Annotated in this window: 11 protein-coding genes and 1 pseudogene; 9 read left to right on the top strand and 3 right to left on the bottom strand. The window is 61.5% G+C overall.

All coding sequences use genetic code 11. The features are described 5' to 3' along the window. On the top strand, positions 1-321 hold a 321-nt coding region (locus B7L72_RS10005; RefSeq protein ID WP_139788497.1), incomplete at its 5' end, for an energy transducer TonB. Between the two features lie 18 nt (positions 322-339). Further along, positions 340-1,440 carry a hypothetical protein gene (locus B7L72_RS10000; protein ID WP_081194077.1) on the top strand — a complete coding sequence of 367 codons (1,101 nt, stop codon included), beginning with the start codon at positions 340-342 and terminating at the stop codon, positions 1,438-1,440. Positions 1,441-1,494: 54 nt separating this feature from the next. Here B7L72_RS10000 and xthA read toward each other — a convergent pair. Both xthA and B7L72_RS09990 read right to left on the bottom strand, forming a co-directional pair. Beyond that, positions 1,495-2,323: pseudogene (xthA, locus tag B7L72_RS09995) on the bottom strand (exodeoxyribonuclease III). Further along, positions 2,323-2,571, bottom strand: a complete 249-nt coding sequence (locus B7L72_RS09990) for a hypothetical protein (RefSeq protein ID WP_016913576.1) — start codon at positions 2,569-2,571, stop codon at positions 2,323-2,325. Before B7L72_RS09990 ends, xthA begins: the two are co-directional and overlap by 1 nt. Positions 2,572-2,717: 146 nt before the next feature. Here B7L72_RS09990 and rhlB point away from each other — a divergent pair, with 146 nt between their 5' ends. Beyond that, positions 2,718-3,992, top strand: a complete 1,275-nt coding sequence (gene rhlB, locus B7L72_RS09985; protein WP_081194076.1) for an ATP-dependent RNA helicase RhlB — start codon at positions 2,718-2,720, stop codon at positions 3,990-3,992. 5 nt (positions 3,993-3,997) lie between these two features. Further along, positions 3,998-6,127 carry an ATP-dependent DNA helicase DinG gene (gene dinG, locus B7L72_RS09980; protein WP_081194075.1) on the top strand — a complete coding sequence of 710 codons (2,130 nt, stop codon included), beginning with the start codon at positions 3,998-4,000 and terminating at the stop codon, positions 6,125-6,127. Between the two features lie 71 nt (positions 6,128-6,198). Here dinG and B7L72_RS09975 read toward each other — a convergent pair whose 3' ends face one another. Next, on the bottom strand, positions 6,199-7,272 hold the full coding sequence (locus B7L72_RS09975) for a 3-deoxy-7-phosphoheptulonate synthase (RefSeq protein WP_081194074.1): 1,074 nt from the start codon (positions 7,270-7,272) through the stop codon (positions 6,199-6,201). A gap of 357 nt (positions 7,273-7,629) precedes the next feature. Here B7L72_RS09975 and rpoE point away from each other — a divergent pair, with 357 nt between their 5' ends. The 5 genes from rpoE (at position 7,630) to B7L72_RS09950 (ending at position 12,151) form a co-directional block, all read left to right on the top strand. After that, positions 7,630-8,232, top strand: a complete 603-nt coding sequence (rpoE, locus tag B7L72_RS09970) for an RNA polymerase sigma factor RpoE (RefSeq protein WP_039177195.1) — start codon at positions 7,630-7,632, stop codon at positions 8,230-8,232. A 268-nt stretch (positions 8,233-8,500) separates the two neighbouring features. Then, on the top strand, positions 8,501-9,232 hold the full coding sequence (locus B7L72_RS09965; protein ID WP_081194073.1) for a sigma-E factor negative regulatory protein: 732 nt from the start codon (positions 8,501-8,503) through the stop codon (positions 9,230-9,232). A gap of 25 nt (positions 9,233-9,257) precedes the next feature. Beyond that, complete coding sequence (locus B7L72_RS09960) at positions 9,258-10,214, top strand: MucB/RseB C-terminal domain-containing protein (protein ID WP_446718566.1); 957 nt, start codon at positions 9,258-9,260, stop codon at positions 10,212-10,214. Beyond that, entirely contained in the window at positions 10,214-10,672 is a 459-nt protein-coding gene (locus B7L72_RS09955) for a SoxR reducing system RseC family protein (RefSeq protein WP_254893794.1), read from the top strand. The genes B7L72_RS09960 and B7L72_RS09955 overlap by 1 nt, the downstream gene beginning before the upstream one ends. Before the next feature lie 66 nt (positions 10,673-10,738). Next, positions 10,739-12,151 carry a DegQ family serine endoprotease gene (locus B7L72_RS09950; RefSeq protein WP_081137133.1) on the top strand — a complete coding sequence of 471 codons (1,413 nt, stop codon included), beginning with the start codon at positions 10,739-10,741 and terminating at the stop codon, positions 12,149-12,151. Positions 12,152-12,236: the final 85 nt, after the last annotated feature.

Below are 12,236 nucleotides of genomic sequence, written 5' to 3'. Positions count from 1 at the left end.
ACGGCCGAACGTGAAGCGGCGCCAGCGGCAGAGCCTGCGCCCTCCAATGAGCCGGCGAGTGTCGGGCAGGTAGCGCCCACGAGTCGCGTCACTCCCACGTACCCCACCCGTGCCCAGCGGCGTGGCATGGAGGGTTTTGTCGAGGTGGAGTTCGTCATTCGGCGTGACGGCAGCGTCGATAGCGGGACGATTCGCGTCGTCAACGCCCAGCCGCGCCGCATGTTCGAGCAGGCGGCGGAGGAGGCCATTGCGCGCTGGCAGTTCGAGCCGAGTCAGCAGCTGCGTCGTGCCACTCAGCGCATCGAATTTCAGTTGCGGTAAGCCCGTCGAGGGAGCGTTATGCAGCGTTTATTGGCAATGGCAGTGCTCTACGTGTGGAGCACTGTGGCGGTGGCGGATGTGCCACTGAGTGAAGATATCATTCTCGACCTGAACGGATTGCAGAGTCAGCTGGCGGCGCTGTCAGGCGCGGGTGCAGAGGATGAGTCGTTGAACGCGATCCTGAGTCGCGCGCGCGCCCAGGCTGCCAGGCTGGCCTCGGGCAATCGAGCCGATCAGTGGGCCAGTGCGCTATATCACCAATTGGCGGCCAGTGCGCTGGTGCGTCAAGAGGCGCCCGAGGCGGCAGCGGATGAGCTGGCCAGTGCCCGCCAGCGTACCAGCGTGCCGAACAGTCAACGGCTGCGCTGGTTACGTGACGAAGCCTCCCTGCGCCGCGCGGCAGGTCAGCGCTCTCAGGCCATCGAGCTTTACGCGCAGTGGCTCGGCGAGTCGGCGGGCCATGAGCGCTACCTTGAGTCGGTTTGGGCGTTGGTGCGCCTATTGGCAGAAGAGGAGCGCTGGGAAGAGGCCCTCGAATGGCTCACCCCTCAGTTGGCGCCGGGCAGAGAGCTGAGTGATGCCCAGCAGGCCCTGGTCAACGTCGTGCTGCGCCAGGCAGGCGAAGGCGAGCAGGCGCTGGCTTGGCTGCTGGAGAGTCTGAGCGAGCGCAGCAGCGCCGAGGAGTGGCGTCAGGCGGCTGGATTGGCGCAGCAGGCGGGGCTGCTGGGCGCTGCTGCAGGCGTCTGGGAAGCGGCCTGGCAGATGGGCAAGTTCACCGCCCCCGAGGATCGCTTGACCCTGATTCGGCTGCACCTGGCAGGCGGCACGCCAGCGCGTGCCGGTGAGCATCTGGAGGCAGCGCTGGAAGCAGGGGAGCTGCCTGATGATGAAGAGACGCTGCGCTTGCGAGCCACGGCCTGGCAGCAGGCCCGGCATGTCGAGCATGCCCTGAACGCTTGGCAGGCGCTGGCTGATACTACTCAAACGGCTGACGATTGGCGCCAGTATGGTCAGTTGGCCTACGCGTGGGGTAATGAGTCGCTGGCGAAAGAGGCGCTCTCGCGAGCGGCGGAGCTGGGCGACGAACAGGCCGAGCAGTGGCTTGGCTATTTCGATTGAGGGGGCTCAGGGGATGAGCCGTGCCGCCCGGGCGGGCGGCAGCCAGGGCGCAGGTCAGTCCGCCAGCGTCAGCGAAAAGTCGCTCCAGGTGGGCGCGTGATCCGAAGGTCGCTCCATGGCGCGCAGGGGATAGTCGATACCTGCATCGGTGACCCGCTGTGCCAGAGGGGGGCGAGACAAGGATGTAGTCGATGCGCAGCCCACGCTTGGGCTCCCGATCAAAGCCCTTCGAGCGGTAGTCGAACCAGCTGAACCATTCGCTGTTGTCGGGGTGGCAGAGCCGATAGCTGTCGCTGAGCCCCCACGCCTTGATGCCCGCTAGCCACTCCCGCTCGATGGGCTGAAAGCTGGCCTTGCCATCACGCAGCCAGCGTTTTCGGTTGGCTTCCCCAATGCCGATGTCCTGGTCTTCGGGGGAAATGTTGAAGTCACCCATGACGGCGAGATGCTCTTCCGGGGAGTGCTGCGTGGCCAGCAGATTGGCCAGCTGCTGGTAAAAGCGCTCCTTGTGCGGAAATTTGGTGGGGTGTTCGACGTTCTCGCCCTGGGGGAAGTAGCCGTTCCACACGGTGACCGGCTGGCCGTCGGTGGTCAGCAGGCGCACGCCGATCATGCGTCGCTGAGCATCTTCCTCATCATCAGGAAAGCCGTAGAAGACCTGCTGAGGTTTCTGTCGGCAGAGCAAGGCCACACCGTAGTGGCCCTTTTGGCCATAGTGAAAGGTGTGGTACCCCATGGCTTCCACATCGGCCAGTGGGAATTCGCTATCCTGCACCTTGATTTCCTGCAGGCCGATCACATCAGGGCGATGGGTATCGATGAGCGCTTGCAGCTGATGCAGCCTTGCCCGGATGCCGTTGATATTGAAAGACACCAGACGCATCAGGAGGGCTCTCCCGAAGAGGAGTCGCTCCCCTTGTCGGGGTGGATGGCAATGTTCTGGCCACTTTGCTGGCGTGCCAGCTTGCGCACGGCCTGCAATTTGCGCTGTTGCTGTTTCTTGGCCACGAAACGGCGTGATGAGGTCACCTGATCCGGGTTTTCATGGCGCCACTTTTTGTAATCCTTGCGGCGACCGGTGCGGATCGTCACCTTGTCTGCCAGTGAACGAGTCTTTTTCTTACGCGTCATCGTCGCGCTCCTTGAGTTAATTTATGCCTCATTCTAACAGGCAAGGGCGCTCCTTCGACAGCAGAGCGCGCTCTTATCGCCAAGCCCTGCTACAATGCGCGATTCGTGATGCCTAACCTCCACAGCAATGGACAGATACACAGCCTATGAGCGAGTCGGAACAGATCACAGCATCGGACCAGAACCGCAAGCCTAAACGCCGTCGTCGCAAGCCGCGTCGCCGTCAGTCGAACTGGGATCTTCGTCAGTTTCAGGTGCCCGCCGTTGCCGGCAAGTGGCGCTTCCATGACTTTGATCTGCCGCTGCCCTTGATGCGCGCTATTCATGCCCAGGGCTATGAATACTGCACCCCCATTCAGGCAGAGGCGCTGCGCCACACACTGCTGGGTGGCGACATTGTGGGCAAGGCCCAGACGGGCACTGGCAAGACCGCTGCCTTCCTGATTTCAGTGCTGGCCTACTTCCTGGAAGAGCCCGCGCCGGATGGCCAGAAGCCGGGGGCTCCCCGTGCGCTGATCATCGCCCCCACCCGCGAACTGGCGCTGCAGATCGAGAAAGACGCCAAGGCGCTCGCCCGCTTCACGTCGTTGAACGTGGCCAGCGTGGTCGGTGGCATGGATTACCAGAAACAGCGTGAGAGCCTCGGCAAGAAACTCGATATTTTGGTGGCCACGCCTGGACGTCTGCTCGACTTCCATCAGAAGCGCGATATCGACCTGTCCGAAACCGAAGTGCTGGTGCTCGATGAAGCGGATCGCATGCTTTCCATGGGGTTCATCCCGGATGTGAAGCGCATCATCCGCTATACCCCCAAGAAAGAGGAGCGTCAGACGTTCCTGTTTTCGGCCACCTTCACCGACGACATTCTCAACCTGGCCAGCCAGTGGACGCAGGAACCGGCCCATGTCGAGATCGAAGTCACGGTAGAGAATCAGGCCGATATCGACCAGCGCGTATACCTGGTGTCGGATGACGACAAGCAGTGCCTGTTGGTCAAGCTGCTGGAGCAGGAGAGCTTCGAGCGGGTCATGGTGTTCGGCAACCGTCGGGATCTGGTGCGCAAACTCGATGACCTGCTGAAAAAAGCAGGCGTGAGTGCCGCCATGCTGTCGGGTGACGTGCCCCAGAATCAGCGGATCAAGACGCTGGAAAGCTTCCGCGAAGGCGAGATCCAGGTGCTGGTGGCCACCGATGTGGCCGGTCGTGGCATCCATATCGAAGACGTCAGCCACGTGATCAACTACACCCTGCCGGAAGACCCGGAAGACTACGTGCACCGTATTGGCCGCACCGGTCGTGCCGGTGCCAAAGGGGTATCGATCAGCTTCGTGGGTGAAGAAGATGCCTTCTCGCTGCCGGAAATCGAGCGCTACATCAACGGCAAGCTGCCCTGCGAGCATCCGCCGGAAGGCATGCTGTAACGCACATGCTGGATAACGCGCTCAAGGCCGATATTCAGCAAGCGTACCGTAACGTGGTGGAGCAGTTAGCGCTGACCCCACGCTACGGCCAGCGGCTGATGATTGCCGAGATTGCCCGCACCCTGGGCGATATTCAGTGCGACAGCGATGGCAAGCGCACCAGCGACAGCCACGTCTGTGTGCTGGAAGCCGGTACCGGCACGGGCAAGACGCTGGCGTATCTGGTTGCAGGCTTGCCCATTGCCAAGGCGAAGGGCAAGCGGCTGATCGTGTCCACGGCCACGGTGGCTCTGCAGGAGCAGGTGTTGCATCAGGACCTGCCCTCGCTGGCCAAGCACAGTGGCATCGCCTTTCGCTACGCGCTGGCCAAAGGGCGCGGGCGCTATGTGTGCGTGGCGCGGCTGGATCAGGCCCTGGAGGGCAGTGAGCCAAACCCGACCATGTCGCTGTTCGAGCACTCCTTGCAAAGCGATAGCAGCGACTATCAGGTGCTTGCCAGCGACCTGGCCGATGCCTATGGCAAGGGCGAGTGGCAGGGTGACCGTGATACCTGGCCTGACACCATCGATGATGCCCACTGGCGTCAGCTCACCGTCGATCACCGCCAGTGTACCGGGCGCCGCTGCGGCCATTTCGGTGCCTGCGCGTTCTTCCGCTCACGTCGTGAGCTGGAAGATGCCGATGTCATCGTGGCCAACCACGATCTGGTACTGGCGGACCTGGCCCTGGGGGGCGGCGCCATTCTGCCGGACCCTGCCGACTGTATCTTCATCTTTGACGAAGGCCATCACCTGCCGGACAAGGCGCTGTCGCACTTTGCCCACCGCTTCGCGGTGCATGGCTGTCTACGCTGGCTCAAGACGCTGCGCAGCAGCTTGGCCGATCTTCACCAGGGGCTGGCGGTTCAGCCGACCGTGGCCAGACTGCTGGCCAGCCTGCCCGAAGTGCTGCATGGCCTGGAACCTGCGCTGGGGGACGTGTTCAGCCTGGGGCACCAGCTGGCCGGGCGCGAGCAGGGGCTGGCGGATGAAGAGGCCAGCCACCAGCAGCGTTTCGAGAAGGGCGAAGTGCCGGAAGCGCTGCGCGAGCAGGCGCGGCAGCTGCTGGTGATGTTTGCCACGCTATCACGCAGTCTGGAAAGCATTGCCGATATCCTGCGTGAGAGCCTGGACCCGGATAAGCAGACGGGGCTGGACCGCGATCAGGCCGAAGCCTGGCTGCCGCTGGTGGCGCTGCTGCATGGGCGCGCCCTGGAAGCCCACGCGCTCTGGCAGGCATTCAGCGAGCAGGACCCACCCAATGCGCCGCCCTGTGCGCGCTGGATCACGCTGAGTCGTGTAGCCGGTGAGCCCGAAATCGAGTTCTCCGCCAGCCCTGTTTCGGCGGCGCATACGCTGGCCAAGCATTTGTGGGGGCGTTGCCACGGCGCGGTGGTCACTTCTGCCACCTTGACGGCACTGGGGCGCTTCGAGCGTATTCAGGAGCGCGCTGGCCTGGCCAGCCGCTATCGGTACCAGGCGCTGCCTAGCCCCTTCGATTATGCCAACGCGGTGCTGCGCGTGCCCGCGGAAGCCACGGACCCCAGTGACCGAGAGGCCCATGAGCGTGCCATCGTGCGCTGTGTCTCCCAGTTGGGGGAGGACGAAGCGGTGCTGGTACTGTTTTCGTCCCGGGCCCAGCTCAGGGCGGTGGAAAAAGTGCTGCCAGCGGCTTTGAAAGAGCGCCTGCTGGCGCAGGATGCGCTGCCCAAGCGGGAGTTGATCGAGCGGCATCGTGCTGCGGTCGATAGCGGCAAGGGGAGCATCATCTTCGGCTTGGCCAGCTTTGCAGAAGGCATCGACCTGCCCGGGGATTACCTGACTCATGTAGTCATCACTCGGTTACCCTTTGCGGTGCCCGATGACCCGGTGGGCGCCACGCTGGCCGAGTGGATCGAAAGCCAGGGCGGCAACTCTTTCATGCGTATCAGTGTGCCCGATGCCTCCATCAAGCTGGTGCAGGCCTGTGGTCGGTTGATCCGCAAGGAGAACGACCGGGGGGTGATCACGCTGCTGGACCGCCGCGTGATCACGCGGCGCTACGGTCAGGCGCTGCTGGATGCCTTGCCCCCGTTCAGACGTGACATTCAGGCCTGAAATCGGCGGCGGGTGATGCCCATAAAAAAACGCCCCGCCGGAGGGTCCGGCGGGGCGTTGGCGGGTCAGCTTCAGGCAATACGCTTGGCCAGTGCCGGGGCCAGTTTCTCGTTCATGCGCGTGAAGGTTTCGACGGTCGTGTCCCAGTCGATACAGGCATCGGTGATCGAGACACCGTACTGCAGTTGACTCAGGTCGGCGGGCACTTTCTGGGCACCCCAGCCAATGTTGGACTCGACCATCAGGCCGATGATGGAGCGGTTGCCTTCCAGAATCTGGTTGGTCACGTTTTCCAGTACCAGCGGCTGCAGGGCCGGGTCCTTGTTGGAGTTGGCGTGGGAGCAGTCGATCATGATGTTGGCCGACAGTTTGGCCTTGCTCAGCTCCTTTTCGGCCAGCGCAACGCTGACGCTGTCGTAGTTGGGCTTGCCGTTGCCGCCGCGCAGTACCACGTGGCCGTAAGCGTTGCCCCGGGTGCGGATGATGGCGACCTGGCCCGCCTGGTTGATGCCCAGGAAGTTATGCGGGTTGGCCACCGACTGCAGGGCGTTGATGGCGACATCCAGGCTGCCGTCGGTGCCGTTCTTGAAACCGACCGGGCAGGAGAGGCCTGAGGCCATCTCGCGATGGGTTTGTGACTCGGTGGTACGGGCGCCAATGGCTGACCAGCTAATGCAGTCCTGTAGGTACTGGGGCGAGATCGGGTCCAGTGCTTCCGTGGCCAGGGGCAAGCCCATTTCGGCCAGGTCGACCAGCAGTTTACGGGCGATGTGCAGGCCTTCGTCGATTTCGAATGAGTCGTTCAGGTGGGGGTCGTTGATCAGCCCTTTCCAGCCCACGGTGGTGCGTGGCTTTTCGAAATAGACGCGCATCACGATGTACAGGCTATCGCTCACCTTGTCGGCCAGCGCGCGCAGGCGGCGGGCGTAATCCAGTGCAGCATCCACGTCATGGATGGAGCAGGGGCCAACGACCACCAGCAGGCGCGGGTCGTTGCCATCCAGGATGTTCTGAATGACGCGGCGGCCTTCCACGACGGAGCGCTCGGCGGCTTCGGTGAGAGGAATGGCTGCCTTCAAGGCATCGGGGGTGGTGAGAACGTCCTGAGCGAGGACGTTGAGATTGCTAACCTGTTGATCAGACATCTTGCTACCTGTACATGCGCGATGGGCGAAAAGTGGTCACTACTATGGCGTGTCGCGGTGGTAAAAATCAATTGTTACGGAACTTTGCATTAAGGAAAAATGTCAGCCGCAGGGTTTCAAGAAAGGGGGTAAGCGCTTGATGCGCTGCAAAGAACGCGTAACACTAGACAGCATTGGCGTTATGCCACCGAACGCCCTCCAGAACAGGTGGGGCACCCGGGCCTCGTCGCCCGGTGCTCTCCATGACGATTAATCAATGCCCAAGGGACACTATGCTGCTTGCTGTGAAGGCCCGATTAACAGGGCGACAAGAACATGAAGCGACCGGCGTGATGTCGGCGCGGAAGGAGCGTGTGAATGGGCACTCGTGAAACGGACCAGCAGTTGGTTGAGCGTGCCCAGAAAGGCGACACACGCGCTTTCGATCTTTTGGTAAAGAAGTATCAACACAAGATCATCGGCCTTATTGGGCGCTATGTGCATGATCACGCCGAAGTGCAGGATGTGGCGCAGGAAGCGTTCATCAAGGCGTATCGCGCGTTGGGCAAGTTTCGTGCAGAAAGTGCTTTCTATACCTGGATGTACCGGATCGCCATCAATACGGCGAAGAACCACCTGGTATCCAGAGGGCGTCGCCCACCCGGCAGCGACCTGGATATCGTCGATGCCGAAATCGTCGATCAAAGCGGCCGCTTGGCCGACTCCGAGTCTCCCGAAGCTTCCATCGCGCGGGACCAGTTGGAAGCCGCCGTGTTCGAAGCCATCGAGCGCTTGCCGGATGACCTGCGCACGGCTATTACCCTGCGTGAGCTGGATGGGTTGGCCTACGAGGACATCGCGCAAATCATGCAGTGCCCGGTGGGTACGGTGCGCTCGCGTATTTTCCGTGCCCGGGAGGCGGTAGACGAGCACATTCGACCGCTGGTCACCACGGCGCGCAACAGTCGTGAAGAGCCCTGAGCGTGGGGATGCTGCCTATGCATGGACACAAACATTTACGTTTTTGCTTTTTTTGTGAACTGTCTGGCGAGTCAGGCGTCATAAGGGCTGCCAGCGCTAATGAGTTGAGCCGTTGAGCAGCAAGCTCATGTTGCCTGCCAGTAGGGCCATGGCGTTGTGCAGACGGTGATAGATAATCCAAGTCTTGGCCTGCGAGGTTTTGCGGCTAAAACACGCACTAGCCGTGTTGTCGTGAAGCTTCTTCAAACACAGTGTGAGGGTGTGAAGTATGAGTCAAAACACACGGGAGTCACTTTCCGCATTGATGGACGGCGAAAGTGATGAGCTGGAACTTCGCCGAGTGTTGAAATCACTACCTGACGACGCCGACGCGGCTGAGACTTGGCGCCGCTATCATCTGGCGCGCAGCATGATGCAACGCGAACGCGAAGTGGATGTCAGCGTCGATCTTTCGGCGGGCATCATGGATCGGTTGCGTAACGAGCCCGTCCCGATGGCAGAGCCCGTCGCGGCATCGAACAGCCGTGTCGGCGGCGTCTCGTTTGCCCGCGGTGCTGGTGTGGCAGCGGCCGTTTCCCTGATGGTGATTACGGGCGTCCAGTTCTTCAATAGCGGCACGGGTACCAGCGGCCAACCTGATGGGAGTATTGCTGCGCAGCCCGGTACCGGCGTGGGTGCTCAGGTGCAGCCAGTCAGCTTGTCAGGTGCCCAGACAGGTGCCTTGGCAGCCTCCGATATGCCGATGTTCGAACCTACGCCGTTCCGGATCAATGGGCAGGCAGGTAATAGCGGCTTGATGAACGTCAGCGAAGCCGGTTTCGCGGCTCCGTCTGCGCCGCAAAGCGTCATGGCTCAGCAGCCAACGTCCATCGATATCGATCAGTTGCGTCTGTTGCAGTCCTACCTGGAGCAGCATGCTCAAGGGGCGGCTAGTGGCGGTGGTGACAGCTGGATGCCGCTGATGCGCTCTTCGGTCACCGAACCTCTGGGACAGCGTTAATGTTGGAGAGAGTGGCCTGAGCATTATGGCGATGGACAAGTGCCGACAGTGGAGAATCCAGACCGCAGCGTCTGCTGGGCTCGTAAGCCTGTTCTCCTTTTCCACGCCGGTCATCGCAGAGCAAGCGCCCGCATTCAGCTGCGATGACCTTACCTCCTTTACCGCGCCCGCCAACGTTCAGGATTGGCTTGTGCTCAGCAAGCAGGCCGGTCACTGCTACGACTTCCAGGCCAGGGCCGTCTCCATCGATGCTTTGGGAGTGCGTACCCTGGCGCTTTCACATCGTATTCGAGATGGCGTTCGGCAGCAGGTCGTTCAGCATCTGGATGGCCCTTCCGTGAGTGTCGAGCGTCAGTCCGCCGTGGGCTATCGCGCCCGCTTTACCCCAGAAGATCAAGAGACCAGCAGCGCAGCGGAAGCCTGGGCGGCGCACGTAGCCCATTATTATGAGATCGAGCTGCTCAACGATGATCGTGTCGCGGGTCGCGAAGCCGTGCAGCTCAAGTTTGCGCCGCAGGATGGCGAGCGCTATCAGCATGAGTGGTGGCTAGACAAAGAGACGGGGCTGCTGCTCAAGCATGTCATGCGTGATAGCCAATCGCGGGCGCTGGAAACGTTTCAGATTACTCAGCTGCAAGCCCCGGTTCTGTATGAAGGCGAGATTGCCCATCCTGCTTCGCCGGAGGAGCCTGCGATGAGTTGGCAGGCTGAGTGGTTGCCGGATGGCTTCGTTTCCCAGCCGGTCGAGACCGGCTCGTTATCGGGTCAGCGTGTTTACAGCGATGGCTTGGCGTCTATCAGTCTGTTTGCAGCGCCCGTCGAACAGCAGGCGCTGTCGGAAGGCAGCCACCAGTTAGGTGTTTCTACGGCCACGGTATCGCTGGTCGAGGTCGGCGATCAGCGCTGGCAGCTGGTCGGTGTCGGCGAGTTGCCGTCTGATGTCATGCGTCGTATCGTTCAGTCCATCGTGATTCAGCCCTGATGTCATTGACCGAGCACACGACGTGTACCTCGCTTTATCGCACCGGTCGCGTGGTGGGGTATGCCCAAGGGCGGCTGATAGTGGATGTGTCGGTGGCCAGCGAATGTGATGCCTGTGCCAAAGGGCGGGGTTGTGGCATGGGCCTGCTGGCGCGCCGCCAGCACCAGCGTGTCGAGGTGCGGCCTGAGTGTCTGGAAAGCCAATTGGCAGAGCGTTACCCTTTGGGCAGTGCGGTGACGCTGACGGTGGAACGGCAAGCCATTGGCTATCTGGCGCTTTTGGTCTATGCCGCGCCCATGCTACTGGCGCTGGTCGTGTCGGGGGCGATTGCCAGGGTGGCAGAGAGCCAGTGGATCAGCGCGGGTGCCTTTTTTGGTACCTTGGCGTGCGCCTTGGTGGCGCTTGGATTTCTTATGCGCGGGGGGATGGAACGCTTCCGTCCGCGTTTGGTCAGTTAGTTGTCCTGTAGCTCGCTAAGAGTTGCACTTCCATGCTGTCGTCCCTGCTTGACTAGGAGCTGTTTCATGAAGCGCTTGGTTCTCCCCTCAACGTTATGGTTATGCCTGGTTGCGCTGTTCATGGTGGGCCACAGTGCCCAGGCGCAAACCTTGCCCGATTTCACGGTGCTGGTAGAAGAAGCGGCGCCGGGCGTCGTCAACATTTCTACCTCGCGCACGGTGCAGCGCAGCAGCTCGCCGTCGGTACAAGGGTTTGGAGGTCAGGAAATTCCCGAAATCTTTCGCCACTTTTTTGGTGACAGTTTTCCAGCGCCGCCCAGTGGTGGTCAGGGGCGTGGCCAGGAGCGACAGTCATTAGGGTCTGGCTTCATCATCAGTGAAGATGGCTACGTGATGACCAACGCCCACGTCGTGCAGGATGCCGATGAAATTCTGGTGCGCCTCAACGACCGTCGCGAACTGCCCGCCGAGCTGATTGGCAGCGACGTGCAGACCGACGTTGCCCTGCTCAAGATCGATGCCAGCGACCTGCCGGTGCTCACGTTGGGGGATTCCGACGAGCTCAAGGTCGGAGAGTGGGTAGCGGCCATTGGCTCGCCTTTCGGCTTCGACCATTCGGTCACTGCGGGCATCGTCAGTGCCATCAACCGCACGCTGCCACGGGACGCTTACGTCCCCTTCATCCAGACCGACGTGGCCATCAACCCGGGTAACTCCGGTGGCCCACTGTTCAATCTGGAAGGTGAAGTCGTCGGTATCAATTCGCAGATCTTCACCCGTAGCGGTGGTTTCATGGGTCTGTCGTTCGCCATTCCGATCAACGTCGCCATGGACGTTGCCAGCCAGCTGCGTGAAGATGGCCAGGTGAACCGTGGTTGGCTGGGCGTGATGATCCAGCCGGTGTCTCGTGATTTGGCCGAGTCGTTTGGTATGAGCGAAGCCATCGGTGCGCTGATTGCCGATCTGGACCCTGAGGGGCCTGCCGCGCAGGGTGGCCTGCAGGCTGGGGATGTGATTCTGGAGGTCAATGGCGAAGAGGTCGATCGCTCCAGCACGTTGCCGCGCCTCATCGGGCGTGTTGCCCCTGGCAGCGATGTGGAGCTGACCCTGATGCGTGATGGTGAGCAGGTGACTGAAACCATCGAACTGGGTAGCTGGCCGGATGCTCAAGGCGTCGAGCAAGCTTCCAGCAGCAACAGTCAGATGCGACTAGGTGTCGCTGTGGCCGAAGTGGATGAAGCCACTCGCGAACGGCTCAATATCACAGGGGGTGTTGAAGTTCGTCAGGTAGAGCCAGACAGCGTTGCCGCTCAGGCCGGGCTTCGCCCGGGAGATATTCTGGTTAGCCTGGATCACCGCAGCGTTGCCTCTGCCGATGAGCTGGTGCGCATCGTCGAAAGCTTGCCCACCGACCGCGCTATTCCGCTGCGCCTGTATCGTGATGGGCGCTCGCTGTTCGTGGCGTTGCGTCTGGAATAACCACACCTTTCGTTCCTTCCAGTCCGGCTGTTCTCGCCGGACTGCTGTTCCTATCCCCCGCATATCGCTACAATAGCGCTTATCT

The organism is Halomonas sp. BC1 (genome assembly GCF_002078135.1).
In the GTDB taxonomy this organism is placed as follows: Bacteria; Pseudomonadota; Gammaproteobacteria; order Pseudomonadales; family Halomonadaceae; genus Vreelandella; species Vreelandella stevensii.
The sequence above is the reverse complement of the archived record's forward strand: the minus strand, read 5'-3'. Positions and strand labels throughout refer to the sequence as shown.

Excerpts from the sequence above, each read along its gene's own strand:
- B7L72_RS10000 (WP_081194077.1), top strand. The coding sequence starts at position 340 with ATGCAGCGTTTATTGGCAATGGCAGTGCTCTACGTGTGGAGCACTGTG.
- B7L72_RS09990 (WP_016913576.1), bottom strand. The coding sequence starts at position 2,571 with ATGACGCGTAAGAAAAAGACTCGTTCACTGGCAGACAAGGTGACGATC.
- rhlB (WP_081194076.1), top strand. The coding sequence starts at position 2,718 with ATGAGCGAGTCGGAACAGATCACAGCATCGGACCAGAACCGCAAGCCT.
- dinG (WP_081194075.1), top strand. The coding sequence starts at position 3,998 with ATGCTGGATAACGCGCTCAAGGCCGATATTCAGCAAGCGTACCGTAAC.
- B7L72_RS09975 (WP_081194074.1), bottom strand. The coding sequence starts at position 7,272 with ATGTCTGATCAACAGGTTAGCAATCTCAACGTCCTCGCTCAGGACGTT.
- rpoE (WP_039177195.1), top strand. The coding sequence starts at position 7,630 with ATGGGCACTCGTGAAACGGACCAGCAGTTGGTTGAGCGTGCCCAGAAA.
- B7L72_RS09965 (WP_081194073.1), top strand. The coding sequence starts at position 8,501 with ATGAGTCAAAACACACGGGAGTCACTTTCCGCATTGATGGACGGCGAA.
- B7L72_RS09960 (WP_446718566.1), top strand. The coding sequence starts at position 9,258 with ATGGCGATGGACAAGTGCCGACAGTGGAGAATCCAGACCGCAGCGTCT.
- B7L72_RS09955 (WP_254893794.1), top strand. The coding sequence starts at position 10,214 with ATGTCATTGACCGAGCACACGACGTGTACCTCGCTTTATCGCACCGGT.
- B7L72_RS09950 (WP_081137133.1), top strand. The coding sequence starts at position 10,739 with ATGAAGCGCTTGGTTCTCCCCTCAACGTTATGGTTATGCCTGGTTGCG.